This window comes from Pantoea sp. Morm (genome assembly GCF_016643525.1).
Taxonomy (GTDB): domain Bacteria; phylum Pseudomonadota; class Gammaproteobacteria; order Enterobacterales; family Enterobacteriaceae; genus Pantoea; species Pantoea dispersa.
Window position 1 is genome coordinate 20,545 of record NZ_VOQX01000051.1, and the last position, 16,270, is coordinate 36,814.

The 16,270-nt window shown below is 57.5% G+C and carries 15 protein-coding genes; 3 read left to right on the plus strand and 12 right to left on the minus strand.

Translation table 11 applies throughout. The features are described 5' to 3' along the window. Positions 1-134: 134 nt before the first annotated feature. Both FT726_RS17230 and FT726_RS17235 read right to left on the minus strand, forming a co-directional pair. Positions 135-359 carry an excisionase gene (locus FT726_RS17230; RefSeq protein WP_346303138.1) on the minus strand — a complete coding sequence of 75 codons (225 nt, stop codon included), beginning with the start codon at positions 357-359 and terminating at the stop codon, positions 135-137. A 421-nt stretch (positions 360-780) separates the two neighbouring features. Then, positions 781-1,587, minus strand: coding sequence for a helix-turn-helix transcriptional regulator (locus tag FT726_RS17235; protein ID WP_346303139.1), 807 nt, complete (start codon positions 1,585-1,587; stop codon positions 781-783). 111 nt (positions 1,588-1,698) lie between these two features. On the opposite strand from FT726_RS17235, the gene FT726_RS17240 reads away from it, so the two are divergent. Next, positions 1,699-2,778 carry a zinc-binding dehydrogenase gene (locus FT726_RS17240; RefSeq protein WP_288422342.1) on the plus strand — a complete coding sequence of 360 codons (1,080 nt, stop codon included), beginning with the start codon at positions 1,699-1,701 and terminating at the stop codon, positions 2,776-2,778. 112 nt (positions 2,779-2,890) lie between these two features. Here the strand turns inward: FT726_RS17240 and FT726_RS17245 are convergent, their stop codons facing one another. The 5 genes from FT726_RS17245 to FT726_RS17265 form a co-directional block, all read right to left on the minus strand. After that, positions 2,891-3,118, minus strand: a complete 228-nt coding sequence (locus FT726_RS17245) for a YgdI/YgdR family lipoprotein (RefSeq protein ID WP_136546162.1) — start codon at positions 3,116-3,118, stop codon at positions 2,891-2,893. Positions 3,119-3,140: 22 nt separating this feature from the next. Further along, positions 3,141-3,368 carry a YgdI/YgdR family lipoprotein gene (locus FT726_RS17250; RefSeq protein ID WP_021508703.1) on the minus strand — a complete coding sequence of 76 codons (228 nt, stop codon included), beginning with the start codon at positions 3,366-3,368 and terminating at the stop codon, positions 3,141-3,143. 187 nt (positions 3,369-3,555) lie between these two features. Beyond that, on the minus strand, positions 3,556-3,810 hold the full coding sequence (locus FT726_RS17255) for a biofilm development regulator YmgB/AriR family protein (protein WP_346303140.1): 255 nt from the start codon (positions 3,808-3,810) through the stop codon (positions 3,556-3,558). An 18-nt stretch (positions 3,811-3,828) separates the two neighbouring features. After that, a complete protein-coding gene (locus FT726_RS17260; RefSeq protein ID WP_021508701.1) occupies positions 3,829-4,032 on the minus strand; it encodes a hypothetical protein in 204 nt (67 codons plus the stop codon). Positions 4,033-4,175: 143 nt separating this feature from the next. Next, positions 4,176-4,793, minus strand: a complete 618-nt coding sequence (locus tag FT726_RS17265; protein WP_058775115.1) for a TetR/AcrR family transcriptional regulator — start codon at positions 4,791-4,793, stop codon at positions 4,176-4,178. 188 nt (positions 4,794-4,981) lie between these two features. On the opposite strand from FT726_RS17265, the gene FT726_RS17270 reads away from it, so the two are divergent. Further along, positions 4,982-5,710, plus strand: a complete 729-nt coding sequence (locus tag FT726_RS17270) for a YoaK family protein (protein WP_010615793.1) — start codon at positions 4,982-4,984, stop codon at positions 5,708-5,710. An 11-nt stretch (positions 5,711-5,721) separates the two neighbouring features. Further along, positions 5,722-6,294 carry a pyridoxamine 5'-phosphate oxidase family protein gene (locus FT726_RS17275; RefSeq protein WP_346303141.1) on the plus strand — a complete coding sequence of 191 codons (573 nt, stop codon included), beginning with the start codon at positions 5,722-5,724 and terminating at the stop codon, positions 6,292-6,294. 3 nt (positions 6,295-6,297) lie between these two features. Here FT726_RS17275 and FT726_RS17280 read toward each other — a convergent pair whose 3' ends face one another. The 5 genes from FT726_RS17280 to treZ form a co-directional block, all read right to left on the minus strand. Beyond that, positions 6,298-7,494: an MFS transporter gene (locus FT726_RS17280; RefSeq protein ID WP_262258516.1), complete on the minus strand. Its 1,197-nt coding sequence runs from the start codon at positions 7,492-7,494 to the stop codon at positions 6,298-6,300. A 187-nt stretch (positions 7,495-7,681) separates the two neighbouring features. Next, positions 7,682-9,325, minus strand: coding sequence for a methyl-accepting chemotaxis protein (locus FT726_RS17285; protein ID WP_288422349.1), 1,644 nt, complete (start codon positions 9,323-9,325; stop codon positions 7,682-7,684). A gap of 519 nt (positions 9,326-9,844) precedes the next feature. After that, positions 9,845-11,920 carry a glycogen debranching protein GlgX gene (gene glgX, locus FT726_RS17290; RefSeq protein WP_021509574.1) on the minus strand — a complete coding sequence of 692 codons (2,076 nt, stop codon included), beginning with the start codon at positions 11,918-11,920 and terminating at the stop codon, positions 9,845-9,847. Between the two features lie 59 nt (positions 11,921-11,979). Beyond that, positions 11,980-14,475 carry a malto-oligosyltrehalose synthase gene (gene treY, locus FT726_RS17295; RefSeq protein ID WP_346303142.1) on the minus strand — a complete coding sequence of 832 codons (2,496 nt, stop codon included), beginning with the start codon at positions 14,473-14,475 and terminating at the stop codon, positions 11,980-11,982. Continuing rightward, on the minus strand, positions 14,472-16,256 hold the full coding sequence (gene treZ / locus FT726_RS17300) for a malto-oligosyltrehalose trehalohydrolase (protein WP_346303144.1): 1,785 nt from the start codon (positions 16,254-16,256) through the stop codon (positions 14,472-14,474). The genes treY and treZ overlap by 4 nt, the downstream gene beginning before the upstream one ends. Positions 16,257-16,270: the final 14 nt, after the last annotated feature.

Genomic DNA, 16,270 nt, shown 5'->3' on the forward strand with positions numbered 1-16,270 from the left:
CGGGTTGTCCGCCTCATCCAGACCGCAGCGGGTTCGCGCCTGCGTCAGATTTTCCGGGCGCGGCGGCAGGTCTGGTTACGGTGGAGGTTAGCATCATAAGTTTCAGGCCTTTTGATCATATTTTACTTTTTCCATCAGCAAATTACCCCGACAACACTATGCGAATGAACGTTTGGATTCCTGGCGTGTTTATGGGAATTGAGATAAATCGCTTCCGGATGAAGCCGGCACTCTTTGCCGTGTAGCTCCGGGCATGGGTAGATTCGCCCTTCGCGTGCCCAGCGGCGCATAGCGGACAGGGAAGGCGGCTGAGAATAGGTTTCGCTCGCCCACTCGGTCAGGGTGAGCAGCTTAGCCATGATTAACTTCCAGATTTCGGTCCATTAAAAAACCCCGCAAAAACGGGGTTTCATTGTTTATCTCTGTCACGTTTATCCTGCTCAGGCTTCCATTCAAGCCCGCACATATCGCAGGAAAACTTCCCGTCAGGGCGCTTTCGTGGTCCCACAGCGGCTTAAAATGCGCCCTGACGCAGCGGTTTCACCGCGGGCGTTAATAAGTGGCGCCTTATCTCATCACTCCGGACCTTAGCCCTCAATAGACCGGGTCGAACACCAGATTCCAGGTGAAGTGGAGCGGCAGTAGCCTGAAGATATGCATAATTACTTCCGTGAACGCCTGGTGTGAAGTTAATGCGTGTTTTTCGTTTCATGGCAACGCCCCCTGATGAAGATAGCGTTGCATCGACCCGTTGAACTCACAGCGCAGAGCGGCCTGAGATTATATCGATTGCTCTGCTGACATGCGGACGTCAGCAGATACCAGCGGGACATAAATTGCCAGCTTGAGTGCAGGGGAGTCATTTGACGTAAACGTTGAATAGCTGAATGTCCGCGTTATCCCGTCTTTCCCTGTGAGTTTTTTCTCTCCGGACACCGGTGCCGTTATCACATGCTCGCTCCACCATGTATCAAACTCCGGGCATTCACGGCTTAAGCGTTCTACCAGCGCAGTGAAGGTCTCATTGTCTGCATTTCGTGAATAACTGGAATGAAACAGGCCAAGCATTCTCTGTGCCTCTGCAGGCCAGGTGTCGCCAAAAAGGTATCTGGCTGCCTCTGTAGTGAACATGAAAACCATGATATTTCGCTCATTCGCGGCCAACAGGCTGAAGTCCGTGATGACCTGTTCTGCTGCAGAATTCCACACCAATACATCCCATCTGTCATTGGTGACGTAGGCAGGCTCATTCAGCGCCCTGACCAGATGCGATAAGCTAGCCGGGACTTCCTGTTCGATATCTGCACTTTTTTTCCGGCCTGTCAGTGTTTTCAGGTGCAGAAATTCTGCCTCGTTCAGCTGCAGAGCTTTACACAGGGCGTTAACTATCCGTTCGGAAAGCGTGCTGACCCGTCCCTGTTCGATTTTGGTATACCATTCCGTACTTATTCCCAGCATCGCCGCAACTTCCTCACGCCTTAGCCCGGGCGTTCGCCGTCTTTCTGGCCCGGCAGAGGGGGGACGCTCAGGCTTAACCCTTGCACGTCGTGAACGTAAAAACTGACTGAGCTCAGTATTCTTAACCATTTTTTGAACCTGGTAGTAAATTATACCTGTATAAAACTAGTGTATTTTACGCCGTTTTTGGTCGCCCTATGATGGTTTCATATTGTTCTATGCCCTCAGGAGAATATGACCATGAAAGCTGCTGTGCTTACTGCCTTTGGCCGTCCGCTAGACGTTAAGAATGTGCCTGCACCGGTGATGGGAACCGGGGAAGTCATTGTCGATGTGGTTGCGGCGCCCGTTCTCTCCTACACGAATGAAGTACTGAGTGGGGAGAGAAAATATCTTTTACCTGTGCCGGTCATCCCGGGTTGTGGTGCTATCGGAAAGGTTCGCCAGACCGGCCCTGACTCAGCCTGGCTGAAACCAGGAGACTGGGTATTCTGCGATCCGACGGTGCGTTCCCGCGACAACGCGCTGTCGCCAGAAATTGTCCTTCAGGGATGGAGTGCCCGTGGTGAAGGAGGACAAAAAATCCAGCAATATCACCTGAATGGCAGTCTTGCTGAACAAATACGCATTCCGACTGAAAACGCAGTGCCCATTGGCGACATATCGCCTGCAGAAGCGGGGCGGTGGTGTGCCATCAATACGCTGCTTATAGCCTATGGCGGATTGTTAACTATGGATTTGAAAGCGGGAGAGCGCCTGCTGGTCAGTGGCGCAACCGGTAATTTCGGCAGCTCCGCTGTGCTTGCTGCCCTGGCCATGGGAGCCCATAAAGTCATCGCACCGGGCCGTAATGAACGGGTGCTGAACGATTTGAAAAAACGTTTTGGATCGCGTGTGGAAACAGTAAAGCTCACAGGTACAGCAGAGATCGATATTGCTGCCATGAAGCACATGGCCGGGGGACCCATTGATGCGGTCCTTGATTTCCTTCCGCCGTCTGCGCAGGCCTCTGTCGCCCGGAATGCGATTATGTCAGTCAGACCTTATGGTCGTGCAGTCCTTATGGGCGGTGTTGGCATGCTGGGAGGGGACGATCTTTCGCTACCTTATCCCTGGATAATGCGTAACCTCATTACCGTAAAAGGGCAGTGGATGTATGAACCTTCGGCAGTCCCTACGCTCTGCGGCCTTATACGCGCGGGACTGCTTGATCTGAGCCACTATGACGTAACCGAGTTTCCGCTTGAGAGAGTGAATGATTCAGTCGCGCATGCTGCGAAAAACAGCGGTTCATTTAAACTCACCGTCGTGCGTCCCTGAGACCAAAGGCGCGCGATGGACCGGATGGCTCTCTTACGACGGCCCTGCGTATTGGTTTAATCACAAAGTTCTGGCACAAAAAAGCCCGCTGCGCGGGCTTGATAAGAACCGATTAATGCGGAATCTCAGAGACTTCTTTGACATCCGCTTTGTTGATCTGCTGTTTGACACCATTGGCATCAACGTAGCCCAGCAGTCCGCTTTCCGCTTCATGCGGTTTACCATCGCTGACAATGGTACGGCCATCATTGGTATGAATGGCGTAGCTGGTACGGGTACAGCCGGTCAGGGCGCTCAGTGCCACAATGGCTGCCAGTGGTAACAAAATCACTTTTTTCATGTCGCTCTCCCTATCGAGTAGATCAGTTGTTCAGTTCACTCATATTGGTGATCTGGTCACGGTTAATCTGTTCTGTTTTACCGGTTTGCGCATCTTTATAAGAGACCAGGCCAGTATCACTATCCACCTGTGGCTTACCATCGGTGACGATAGTGCGTCCGTCGGTGGTTTTAATCGCCTGATTCGATGAACAGCCGGCGATGGCAAAAATCGATGTCAATAACACAGCCGCTACAGTCAGTTTCTTCATAGTAATTTCCCTGATTGGTCTGAAGTCCAGCTATAAGCGTAGAACAAAATCCGGATTCTGGTCTGACCTGACTCGCTTTCTTTGCACAATTAATGCGGTTTAGCGGGCAATTGATGAGGAGGAAATTACCAGGCGCGGCTAATGTGTTTCGCCGCGTATATTGGGAAGGCAGGATAGCGTTGCGATATTACTCAGCGGCCACGCGACCAAGCAGCAGAGAAAAAATAGCCTCGTAATGCGTTTTCAATATCACATCGTCGCACTGGTCGAGACGTGCTATTAGCGCGACAAACAGGGTTTTTCGGTTCAGCAACTTGCCGCTGCACAAAATTTCCTGCACCAGCGTGCCAAGTAACTCATACTGCTTTGCCTGCAGCGATCCACCAGTCCATGGTAATGCATCTTCAGAATTATTATGAAAAGGATCGTATCGCATCATCATTACCCTGATAGCAGTGCGTTAATTCAGCTTTTTGGCCAGCAGCCTGATCGCATTATCGCAGGCCTGCTGGATGGCCGGATTCTCCGAGCGCAAGCCCGTGCGATACAGCGCGCCAATTATTTGCTGAACAGATAAGGTTTCACCCGGTTGTACAATCTGTGTGACGACTTTGCCCAATAAAAGATAGATCTCATCGGCATCTTCTAATTCATCGTGCTTCACTCAACCCCCGGAACAAATAAACATAAATCTAAGTAATATGTTACTGACTGATAAATATTATTAAGCGCGCGATTCCAGGGTTTAAAAAGTTATCGCGGCGAATATTAATTAGGAAGCGCCTATTTCCTAATAGGCCAGACGAATCAGTCCAGAATGCTGAGCACCATATTAATGGTTTCTTTGCCATTAGTCACATCCTGAATTTTGCCTACCACGCGCATACCAAATGCCACGCAAAGCAGCAATCCGGCAGCGGTGTCGGCATCCAGTCGTGGCGAAATCGATCCGTCCTCTTGTCCCTGCTCAACCAGCGAAGTCAGGAAGTTGCGGTTGCGTAATACCGCTTCACGCACCAGCTGGGATAACTCTTCATCCAGCGTTTGCAGTTCCACGGTACTGCCAACCACCAGGCAGCCGCGTCTGCCCTCGATCTCGCTGGCTGAGTCGAGATAAAACTGCAACAGCTCAGCAATGCGCGCCCGGCCGGTCGGGTACTGTTGCAAACGGGTGCGCAGGTCCACATTGCGCAGCAGGATGTAGCGCTCAAACACCCGCAGAAACAGGGAACGTTTATCCTGAAACGCTTTATAGATACTGCCCGCCGTCAGGTTCATCGCTTCACCTAAATCGGCAATCGAGGCCGCATGAAAACCCTTCTGGCGGAACACGATCATAGCGCTGTCGAGCGCTTCGTCGATATCAAAGTTGCGCGGTCTGCCGCGCTCTCTGGCAGCCGGCGCCGGATTGGGTTTACTGGTCATAATGCGTGCTATTTAGAATGAATCGTTTCCAAATTATCCGGCTTATCGGTGACAGGGTCAAATCCTGCACAAACGCCTGGCCCGGCGTGCACTGATCGACAGCGAGCCGCGTTAATGTTCAGCCCAGCTAGTTGAGAATTTTTGACCGCCGGAGGATGATAAACCTTTTGCCGGGCCAGGACCTTTTCATGCTGATCTCCACTGAGGATACGCGCACTTTCAACACCGACATCCGCCTGGCGGCGACGCTGGCCGCCGTGGCGGGCGCACTGAACACTGCGGCGTTCGAAACGGTTGGTTTCTTCTCCGCCAACATGACCGGTAACGTCTCATCCCTGTCCGATCATCTGGCGAAAGCCAATCTGCATATCGGGCTGTTCTTCCTGCTGATTGTGCTGTTATTCATCGCCGGTTCGTCGGTCTCGACGCTGATCATCAATTCCGGCCGCAGGCGGCAGATACGCGGCATCTACGCCATCAATATTCTGCTGGAGGGCATAGCGTTGCTGGTACTGGGGATTGTCGAAAGCGGCTTTCATTTCAGCGAGGGCGGCGTGTTACTGATTCTCAGCCTGAGCTTTCTGATGGGCCTGCAAAATGCGGTGGTAACGCGCATCTCCAATGCCCGCGTGCGCACGACGCACGTTTCCGGCACGTCAACCGATATCGGCATTGAGCTGGCGATGCTCTTCGACGTGCTGCGTCGCAAAGAGTCACCAAAAGACGCGCCGCTGTACATTGAGCGGCTAAAACTGCATTGCTACACCGTGCTGGCGTTTCTCGCTGGCGGCGTGCTGGGCATTCTGCTGCTGCAGTGGCTAAGCTACGCGCTGCTTATCGTCATTGGGTTACTGCTCAGCGCGCTGGCGCTGTCGGCGCTGAAACGTGCGGGCAGCAACCCGCTTCACGCCCGCTAAGGAAGGGAATCATGATCTCGCTCGACGACCGCCTGCAAGCCATCTGGCAGCTGCTTAGCACAGCCACCACATCGCGTTCGGCTTTCACCCTGATGCAGCTGGCAACGGTGACCGCTGACGGCCAGCCCAGCATGCGCACCGTGGTGATACGGCAGTTTTTGCCCGCGCTGCCGGCCCTGCGTTTTACCGCCGATCGGCGCAGCGCCAAAATGCAGGATATTGCAGCCCAGCCGCAGGTGGCGTTACTGGCTTATGATGCCGCCAGGCGCGTTCAGCTCAGGCTGGCAGGCACGGCTCAGCGCGTTGACGATGCACAACAGCGTGCCGCAGCCTGGCATGCATTGCGCCCGCATTCGCACGCGTTGTTTCAGTCACCGGTCAGGCCGGGCAGCGTGATTGCTCATCCTGATGACGCACTGCCTGCCAGCGCGCAAAAGGCGGGCACCGGGCCCGACGAGCACTTTGCGCTGGTGCAGATCACCTTGCATAGCGTGGAGTGGCTGGATGTCAGTTGCGAGCCCCATCAGCGCGCACGATTTGAGGCCACTGCGGATGGCTGGCAGGGCAGCTGGCACGTGCCCTGAGATTTATTGTTCCGCTGGTGTTTTTGCCTGACGCGGGCGGCCAGCCGCACCGGCGCACACCAGCGCCAGCAGTACCATGATCAGTACCGGCAGCATCGCCATGCGCAATCCGGCATGTTCGCCGATAAAGCCCAGTCCGGGCGGGCCGACCAGAAACGCCAGATAACCCAGCGTGGCGGCAATCGTGACGCGCACCGCGCTGTTATGGCCATCGCCCGCCGCCGAGACCGTTAACGGGAAGCCGAGCGACGCGCCGACGCCCCAGAACAGCACGGCCGCCGCCGCCAGCCATGGGTTATCGGAGAAAATCACCAGCGTCAGCCCCAACGCGGCGGAGAATGCGCTGGCGCGCAGTACCCAGACACGGCCCAGACGATCAACCACCAGCCCACCGATAAAGCGCCCCAGCGTCATGCCGGCAGTGAAACCCGCGTAGACCAGCGTGCTTTGGGTATGATTGAGGTTATGGCCGTCGATCATCAGTAACGGCAGCCAGTCGTTAGCCGAGCCTTCCGCCAGCGCCATCGCCAGAATCACCACGCCGAGCACCAGCAGCTGGCGGTCACGCAGTTCACGTCCAACCTGGGCCAGAAAGCCGCCATGATGCGGCTGTTCGCTGCGTTCGCTGTCGCTGGTGGCGGGCAGATGGCGCAGCGCCAGGGCGGCAATCAGCAGGTTAACCAGCAGCACCACGCTAAAGTGCCAGTGGGTGCTGATATCGGCTGCGGTCATGGCCAGCCCCGCCAGTGCGCCGATCAGCGTGCCGAAACTGAAGAAGCCGTGAATGATGGTCATGATTGACTTGCCGATGCGCCGCTCAAACGCTGCCCCTTCGACATTAACCACCACATCCATCAGCGCGGTTCCGCCGCCCAGCAACACCAGACTGGTAAACACCAGCCCGCTACTGGCGAGCGTTAACGCAACGGTCATCAGCACCAGGCCACCGAGCAGGATCAGGTAACCCGTGCGCATCACCCGGCTGGTGCCAAAGTGCGCGACCAGCTTACCGGCCAGCAGCACGCCCAGCATGGAGCCACAGGAGAAGCCAAACAGAATCAGACCCATCATTTCCGTCGAGGCGTGCAGCACATCGCGCATAAAGGGCGTGCGGCTGACCCAGGAAGCCCAGGTAAAGCCAGGGATAAACATCAGGCCAAAGATGGCCCATTTACCGCGTGTCTGTTGCTGAGGGTGCATAAGGTTCCTTTAGGGAGCGGCGGGCATGCGGAGGTGAAACGCTTTCGTTGCTGATGACCGTTAGCATGGTTCACAGAATAGCAGTTTTGCTGGCGCTCGTTGAGGCAATGTCGCTCGCGCCAGCTCGCCGGGGGAGTTCGTCAGTGGGAGAAAGCCCCTCCGCGCGACGACGCGGAGGGCAAAGGGATTAGAAACTCTGCCAGTCGGCATCGCTGGCCAGTGCCAGGCGTCCCGGCTGTGGCGCTTTATGGCTCGCCGGCGCAGGCTTGATGATCGGCGTTGTGCCGGATTCCGCCAGCACGAAGCGGGTCACCAGCTGGTTGAGCGTCTGGGCCTGCTCCTGCAGCGATTGCGACGCGGCTGAGGCCTGCTCCACCAGCGCGGCGTTCTGCTGCGTCACATCATCCATCTGATTCACCGCCTGCTGTACCTGGCTAATGCCCTGACTCTGCTCAACCGCGGCTGCGGCGATTTCGCTCATCAGTTCGCTGACCTGATGGATAGCGTCATTCATCACCTGCATGTTGCTGCTGACGTCGCTGGCCTGGGCGGCCCCGGCTTCGGTCAGTCGATGCGACTCTTCAATCAGTCCTTTGATTTCGCGTGCGGCCGAGGTTGATCGCTGCGACAGGCTGCGTACTTCACCCGCCACCACCGCAAAGCCCTTGCCGTGCTCACCGGCGCGTGCGGCTTCGACTGCCGCGTTGAGCGCCAGGATATTGGTCTGGAAAGCGATGCCTTCGATCATTGAGACGATGTCCGTGACCTTGCGCGAGCTGCCACGAATGTCATCCATGGTCGAGAGCATGGTGCTGAGCGAGGTACCACTTTTTTCCGACAGCGAACTGGCGTTAGCCGCCAGCTGGCTGGCCTGACGCGTGTTATCGGCGGTCTGACGTACGGTTTCACTCAGTTCAGTCATGCTGGCCGCGGTCTGCTCCAGCGAGGCGGCCTGCTGTTCGGTACGCGCAGAGAGATCTTCATTGCCGGCGGCGATTTGCACCGATGCGCTGCTCACCGAATGCGACGCGCTGCGCACGGCACTCAGCGAACCGGCCACGCTGCGCATCAGCTGATTAAAGGAGCGCGCCATATTGCCCACCTCATCGCGACGGCTTTCGTCTGCGCTGAGCGTCAGGTCGAGATTTTCACTGGCGCGCATCATCACTTTGCCGACATCCGCCAGGCTGCGGCGGATGCGCAGTACGGTGAACAGGGCGAACAGACCGAATACCAGCACCGTTGCAACCACGCCGCTGATGGTCGTCCACAACACATTATGGAAGGTGCTGCGGTTGGTGGCGCGTAACTCGTCGCCAATGGCGATGTTCAGCATCAGCTGTTTCTGATAATCGGCAATCAGCTGACGAATGGCGGCACCGATGCCGCTCTGGCCCTCAATCAGGTCGAGGCTGATGGCATTCTGGTGTGCACGCGACGCACTGAGAAAGGCGGGCAGCCGCTCAGTCACGTGCTGAATATTGCTAAAGGCCACCTCAGTCAGGCGCTTATCTTCCTCGCTGGAGATATCATGCTTTATGTAGTAATCGGTGAGCGATTTCAGCCCGCCGATCTGTTTATCAATGTCCGCTTCGACGGCGGGCATGTTGCTGTCCTGCAACTGGGTCTGGTGTTTGTACAGCGTCAGCGCCAGCTGGTTGCTGCGATCAATCAACGTGTTGAGGTCTTTGATTGAAGGGATGGCGTTGGTTTGCACATATTCAAAGCGCTCCTGAAAGCCGGAAAGCAGTGAGATGGCGAGCACGGCTTGCAGAATGATGGCGCCAAACAGCATGGTAAAGGTCAGTAACAATCGTTGGGAGATGTTCATCTTATTATCCTTAATCTAAACGCACCCCGACGCCTGACGCGGCGGGTACAAGGGCAGATTAAAGAACATCGGCAGATTGTGGTTTTTAGTTAATGAAATTTTAGCGCCGGGTAGCAGAAGAGGCTGGCGGGTTAACAATGGAGCCGGTCGCCGTGAACGGCGACCCTACAGTGCATGTCCCGTTATTTCCGTAGGGTGCGCATTCATGCGCACCTGGAAACCGGGAGTACATGTCCCGTTATTTCCGTAGGGTGCGCATTCATGCGCACCTGGAAACCGGGAGTGCATGTCCCGTTATTTCCGTAGGGTGCGCATTCATGCGCACCTGGAAACGGGGAGTGCATGTCCCGTTATTTCCGTCGGGTGCGTATTCATGCGCGCATGGAAACGGGGAGTGCATGTCCCATTGTTTCCGCAGGGTGCGCATTCATGCGCACCTGGAAACCGGGAGTGCATGTCCCGTTGTTTCTGTAGGGTGCGCATTCATGAGCACCTGGAAACCGGCACCTTGCGTTCCACTCACGGCCGGCGGAATAGCGCCAGGCTGCGGCCCTCCAGCTCGAAATCCTTCTCTTTGGTAATTACCAATCCCTTACTGGCGCTGTCGGAGGTGGTCAGCTCCAGCACCCAGCCGCCTTCGCCAAACTGCGGGATGCGGAACGGCACATTGCCTTCAAACGGATTGAACAGCATCAGCACATCGTGCCAGATACCCTCTTCGGTTTGCAGATCCGGACGCCCGATGTACACGCCGAGCGTCGAGCCCTCGTCCCACTGTTCCGCCTGCTGGAAACCGCCGCCAGCGTTAAACCATTTAATCTCCATGCCGTCGCGCCAGCTTTCACGTCGCAGCAGCGGCTGCTGTGCGCGCAGTGCAATGATTTGACGGGTGAAATCGCGTAACGCATCAGCGGAAGCCGGCAGATCTTCCCAGTGCAGCCAGGAAATCTCGCTGTCCTGACAATAGCCGTTGTTGTTGCCCATCTGGCTGCGGCCAAACTCATCGCCCGCCAGCAGCATCGGTGTGCCGTGAGAGAAAAACAGCGTGGCGAGGAAGTTACGCTTCTGCCGCTCGCGCACCGCGTTGATGCCTTCGTCGTCGGTGGGGCCTTCGGCACCGTAGTTGTATGAACGGTTATCGTTATGGCCGTCGTTGTTATCTTCCCCGTTGGCATCGTTGTGCTTGTCGTTGTACGAGACCAGATCGTTCAGCGTAAAGCCATCGTGCGCGGTGATAAAATTGACGCTGGCCCACGGGCGGCGGCCGCGTTGATCGTACAGATCGCCGGAACCAAGCAGGCGCGCGGCAAAGTCGGTTGAGACGTTGTCGCCTTTCCAGTACTCACGCACCGTGTCGCGATATTTGTCGTTCCACTCAGCCCAGCCGGGCGGGAAGCCACCGACCTGATAGCCACCAGGCCCGATGTCCCAGGGTTCGCCGATCAGCTTCAGCTTTGACAACACCGGATCCTGCGTCATGGCATCAAAGAAGCCGCCGCGCTGATCGAACCCTTCCGGCTCTCGGCCGAGAATAGTGCCGAGGTCGAAGCGAAAACCGTCGATATGCATCGATTCTGCCCAGTAGCGCAGCGAATCCGTCACCAGCTGCAGCACGCGCGGATGGGAGGTATTTACCGTGTTGCCAGTGCCGGTATCGTTGATGTAATAACGGTGCTGATCCGGCAGCGTGCGGTAATAGGAGAAGTTATCAATGCCTTTAAACGACAGCGTCGGCCCCAGTTCGTTGCCTTCTGCAGTGTGGTTATAAACTACGTCGAGAATCACTTCGATACCGGCATCGTGGAAAGCGCGCACCATGTCGCGAAAGCCCTGAATACCGCGCGGGCCGAAATAGCGGCTGGCAGGCGCAAAAAAGGCCAGCGAGTTATAGCCCCAGAAGTTTTTCAGTCCGCGATCCAGCAGGTGCTGGTCGTCCGGGAACCAGTGCACCGGCAGCAATTCCACTGACGTCACGCCGAGGCTTTTGATGTAGTCGACGGTGGATTTGTGGCTCATGCCGTCATAGGTGCCGCGCATCTCTGCCGGAATCGCCGGATTAAGCTGGGTGAAACCTTTGACGTGGGTTTCATAAATCACCGTACTGGACCACGGAATGCTGGGACGGTTATGGTCCTGCCAGTCAAACTCATTGGTATCAATTACCCGACACTTGGGGGTAAACGGCGCGCTGTCACGGGTATCCAGCGTCAGATCTTTATCTTCGTGCAGTAAATCGTAAGCGAAATGCGCTTCGTTCCAGTCGATGTTGCCCTGCAACTCGCGGGCATAGGGATCAATCAGTAATTTACTCGGGTTAAAACGGTGACCGTTTTCCGGATCGAACGGTCCGTGAACGCGATAGCCATACAGCGCGCCGGGTTTCAGCCCGGGCACGTAGCCGTGCCAGATTTCGTGGGTATATTCCGGCAGATCGAAGCGGGCAATTTCATGCTGGCCGCTCTCATCGTAAAGACAGAGTTCGACCCGTTCCGCGTGTGCTGAGAACAGCGCAAAGTTGACGCCTGCACCATCATAGTTGGCGCCGAGCTGGTGCCCCGATCCGGCGGTGATTTCCATAGGTTTACCGTTAGACATTCAATCCTCTCCATCCAGTGAATAGATAGTCATGTAAAACAACAGGTTTATCGGGGACGCTACTGGCTAATCAGCACCAGCGGCGCGCTATAGCTCACATTGTCCAGCATAATATCGTCATTAATCACTACGGTCTCGCCGGTCAGCACATTGCGATAGTGGCGATGCGCCAGCGATTCCGGCAGTGCCAGTCGGGTATGACTCCACTGTGCACCATTGAAAATCAGTCGTGGCGTAATCACCAGCAGCGCGTAGTCGCTGTCCTGACGGGCAAAGGCGATCACTTTTTCCGCATGTTCGCCCGATGCACTGAGCGGTTGATAATCACCGAAGCGGAACAGCTGCGCATGGTCGCGGCGCAGATGCAGCAGGCGCGCAACCATCTGCTGCTTCAGCCGGCCGCTCAGCCAGTCCTGCTGGCTGGCGAAGTCCGGCGCGGCGTGGACATCCAGCTGCGCCGTCAACTGAGCGAAATCCGGCTCGCGTCGGTTATCCGGATCGACAAGGCTGAAATCGAGCGCTTCGCAGCCCTGATAGATATCCGGCACGCCCGGCGCGGTCAGTTTGATCACCGTCTGGCTCAGGCTGTTAACCAGTCCGGCCCGAATGAACGGCTGCAGTGCGTGGCTGAAGTCCTGCAGGAATGCCGGGTTGGTGGGCGATAGCAGCTGGCGGGCGTACTCCAGCACGACATTTTCATAAGCTTCGTTGCTGTCCGCCCAGTCGGTGCGTAACTTCGCTTCGCGCAGGGCTTTTTCCACAAACGGCAAAAAGCGATCGCGCAGCGCGTCCAGTGCCGCCGTGTCCTCCGGCTGCAGCGTGGTAGGCCAGACGCCGGCCAGCGCCTGGTACAGCATCCACTCAACCGGCGGTTCGGGCGCCGGGCCGTCCGCCAGCGCGACCACGTGCGGCTGATTCATCTGGCGCCAGCGCGTCACGTTCTCCGCCCACAGCGCCGCCGCTTCACTCAGGGTATACAGCCGCGCACGTGCATCCTCGCCGCGTTTGGTATCGTGCGTGGAGGTACCCGACAGGCCATCCGGCTGGTGCTGCAGTCGGGTTTGCATTTCGCGGTGAAAGCGTTCAAGCGAAAACGCGTGCGGCAGCGGTTCGGCACCCACTTCGTTGATCGCCAGCGCCACGTGATTGCGGAAAAACAGCGTGTCTTCGACCGATTTCGCCATCAGCGGGCCGGTCAGCTGCTGGAAGCGGGCGCGGAATTCCGCCGCATCCTGCTCGCCCTGTTCAGTGATCGCCCCCAGCAGTAATGCCTGCAAAAAGCTCAGCGCCGCAGGCGAGGCGCTGTGTTTAACCTGCTCCAGCACCTGTAACAGCAACGCTTCGCCTTCCAGCGGCATACCGGCTTTACGGCCGTAGGTGCGATACACCGGGAAGGCGATCAGCAGTTCGCGCAGCGCCACGTGCAGCTCAGCCTCACTGAAGTTGCGATGCACCAGATCGGCTGCCTCGGTAGCCAGCGCCAGCAGGCGGCTGAATTCCCCGGCAAAGTTGCGATCGACCATCAGTTCACGCGCTGCACGCAGGCCAGCCGCCACGTCGTTACGTTCGGCGGATACCGCTTCATAGGCCAGATGCAGCATATCGATCTGATTATCATCAATCAGCGCATGCGACAGCGCGGCGATAAACTCGTAACCGGTGGTGCCGGACACTGGCCAGTCGGCGGGCAATTGCTCACCGTTAGCGAGAATCTTCTCCACCGTGATATAGCACGCGTCGCCTGCGGCCTGACGCAGCTGTTGCAGATAGCCGAGCGGATCGGCCAGCCCGTCAACGTGATCGACGCGCAGCCCGCTCACCACACCGCTGTGTACCAGTTCGAGAATCAGGCGATGCGAAGCCGCGAACACCTCTTCATCTTCGACGCGCACGCCGACCAGCCCGGTAATTTCAAAGAAGCGGCGGTAGGAGAGCGCGCTGCGCGCCTCACGCCAGTTCATCAGCTGCCACGGCTGTTGCGCATGCAGTTCCGCGATGGCCGCGCGATCGCGCAACGCCAGCACCTCGTCTTTACGCTGCTGCCAGCTGGCGGGCGTCAGCGGATAGTAACTGTCGTAATAGACCAGCGCCGGATTGCCGCTGTGCGGATCGGCCTTGATGCTGAGTTCATCATTGGCCAGCACGCGGTCAAAATCATCGCCGAGGAACGGCAGCGTCAGCCTGCGCGACCAGTCGATATCAAAGTAGTGCGCATAGCGGCTGGCTTCCCCGTGTTCAATCACATCGCGCCACCAGGCATTTTCCAGCGACGCTGCCATATGGTTAGGCACAATATCGAGGATCAGGCCAATCCCGGCCTGCTGCAGCGCCGCGCTGAGGCGGTCAAAACCGGCGCGTCCGCCAATCGCCGGGTCAATCTCATTGGCATCGGTAACATCATAGCCGTGCGTCGAGTCGCGCGTGGCGGTAAAGATCGGCGAGGCATAAAGATGGCTGATGCCCAGCTGCTGCAGATAGGGCACCAGCTGCGCTGCGCGGTCAAAGGTCATGCCGTTACGGAACTGAATACGGTAGGTTGCGGTTGGAATGCTCATTGCGCTGCTCCTTTTGCCAGACGCACGATGACAGAGTGCTGCGGCAGTTCGCCGCTTTCCTGTGGCCACGCAAAGAGCGTCTCGCCGGGCATCGCGGGCAGCGGCTGGCTCTGCTGTCCAATATTCAGCGCCAGTGACAGCTGGCCCTGCGGGAACTGCCAGCTAACGGCGACAAAGCCCGGTGCGGTGCGCAGCACCTGGCCGTTGTGCTGGCGTGCATCCGGCAGCAGCGGCACGATGTGCTGCTGGCGCAACGCCAGTAGCTGGCGCGTGAGCGTCAGCCACGCCTGGCCTGCGGGATTTTCCACTTTGCGCCAGTCCAGTTTCGACCGCGTGAAGGTCTCTTCAGCGTTGGGATCCGGCACCGTCTCGTCATGACCGGCGTGACCGGTAAATTCGCGCGCCCGTCCTTCGCGCACCGCTTTCGCCAGATCGCCGTGGAAATCGGTGAAGAACAGGAACGGGTTGGTTTCACCGTACTCTTCGCCCATAAACAGCAGCGGAATGTGCGGTGACAACAGCAGGGTGGCGAGCAGCACTTTGGTGCGATCGGCACCGGCCAGGCTAATCAGGCGTTCGCCCTGGGCGCGGTTGCCCACCTGATCGTGGTTCTGGATGAAGTCGACAAACGCCACCGGCGGCTGGCCTGCGCTGGGTACGCCGCGCCGCTGGCCGCTCTGTGGTGACAGCTCGCCCTGATAAGCAAAGCCCTCGGTGAGAATGCGCGCGATTGATTTCTCCGGTACGTTGGCGAAATCCTGGTAATACGCGTGCGTCTCGCCGGTGGCAAAGACGTGAATGGCATTATGAAAATCGTCGTTCCATTCACCGCTGAACAGTGGCGCGTCACCGTCCGCATCGCGCGGATGCAGGAAGATCACGTTGCGGCTGTCTTCGGTGGTGAGATGGATCGGGCGAGAGTGGATTTCGCTGCGAATGCGTTCAGCAATCTCAATCAGCACATGCTTGCTGGACGTATCCTCAATCTGGTCGATGGCATCGAAGCGCAGGCCGTCGAGGTTAAACTCTTTCAGCCAGTAGAGCGGTGCTTCGACGATATAACGCCGCGCGGCGTCCACATCGTACGCAATCCCGGCGCCCCACGGCGTCATACGCTCCTCATGGAAAAAGGCCGGTGCCAGCAGCGGCAGGTAATTGCCTTCCGGGCCAAAGTGGTTGAGCACAATATCCAGCACCACCGACAATCCCAGCGCGTGCGCGGCATCGACGAAGGCTTTGAAATCATCCGGTGAGCCATACGCCGAGTGCGGCGCATACAGCAGAACGCCGTCATAGCCCCAGCCGCGCGTGCCACCAAACTGCGATACCGGCAGTACTTCGATCATGGTGATACCGAGGTCGGCCAGCGCAGGGAGTTTTGCGATAGCCGCGCGGAAGGTGCCTTCGGCGGTAAAGGTGCCGATGTGCAGCTCGTAGACCACCGTTTCATGCCAGGGCCGTCCCTGCCAGTCACGCTGCTGCCAGTCGTAATGGTGAGGGTCGATAACCAGAGAAGGGCCGTTGACATCGGCGCGTTGTGCCCGCGCGGCCGGATCGGGCACCGTGCTGCCATCGGCCAGCTCGTAGTGATATTCGCTGCCGTGACCAGGCCCGCGCAGCGTCAGGCTGAACCAGCCATCCTGCTGCCGCTGCATGGCATGCTGCTGGCCATCGGCGTGAAGGGTAATTTGCTGCTGACCGGGTGCCCAAAGGCGAAACCGCACGCTGCCGTCAGCAAGGATTTCAGCACCCCAGGATTTTTCCAACGTTGTGGATTCCATTCTATTGCCTCGTT

What these genes read in the sequence shown, in the direction of transcription:
- FT726_RS17230 (WP_346303138.1), bottom strand. Translation starts at nt 359, where the DNA reads ATGGCTAAGCTGCTCACCCTGACCGAGTGGGCGAGCGAAACCTATTCT.
- FT726_RS17235 (WP_346303139.1), bottom strand. Translation starts at nt 1,587, where the DNA reads ATGGTTAAGAATACTGAGCTCAGTCAGTTTTTACGTTCACGACGTGCA.
- FT726_RS17240 (WP_288422342.1), top strand. Translation starts at nt 1,699, where the DNA reads ATGAAAGCTGCTGTGCTTACTGCCTTTGGCCGTCCGCTAGACGTTAAG.
- FT726_RS17245 (WP_136546162.1), bottom strand. Translation starts at nt 3,118, where the DNA reads ATGAAAAAAGTGATTTTGTTACCACTGGCAGCCATTGTGGCACTGAGC.
- FT726_RS17250 (WP_021508703.1), bottom strand. Translation starts at nt 3,368, where the DNA reads ATGAAGAAACTGACTGTAGCGGCTGTGTTATTGACATCGATTTTTGCC.
- FT726_RS17255 (WP_346303140.1), bottom strand. Translation starts at nt 3,810, where the DNA reads ATGATGATGCGATACGATCCTTTTCATAATAATTCTGAAGATGCATTA.
- FT726_RS17265 (WP_058775115.1), bottom strand. Translation starts at nt 4,793, where the DNA reads ATGACCAGTAAACCCAATCCGGCGCCGGCTGCCAGAGAGCGCGGCAGA.
- FT726_RS17270 (WP_010615793.1), top strand. Translation starts at nt 4,982, where the DNA reads ATGCTGATCTCCACTGAGGATACGCGCACTTTCAACACCGACATCCGC.
- FT726_RS17275 (WP_346303141.1), top strand. Translation starts at nt 5,722, where the DNA reads ATGATCTCGCTCGACGACCGCCTGCAAGCCATCTGGCAGCTGCTTAGC.
- FT726_RS17280 (WP_262258516.1), bottom strand. Translation starts at nt 7,494, where the DNA reads ATGCACCCTCAGCAACAGACACGCGGTAAATGGGCCATCTTTGGCCTG.
- FT726_RS17285 (WP_288422349.1), bottom strand. Translation starts at nt 9,325, where the DNA reads ATGAACATCTCCCAACGATTGTTACTGACCTTTACCATGCTGTTTGGC.
- glgX (WP_021509574.1), bottom strand. Translation starts at nt 11,920, where the DNA reads ATGTCTAACGGTAAACCTATGGAAATCACCGCCGGATCGGGGCACCAG.
- treY (WP_346303142.1), bottom strand. Translation starts at nt 14,475, where the DNA reads ATGAGCATTCCAACCGCAACCTACCGTATTCAGTTCCGTAACGGCATG.
- treZ (WP_346303144.1), bottom strand. Translation starts at nt 16,256, where the DNA reads ATGGAATCCACAACGTTGGAAAAATCCTGGGGTGCTGAAATCCTTGCT.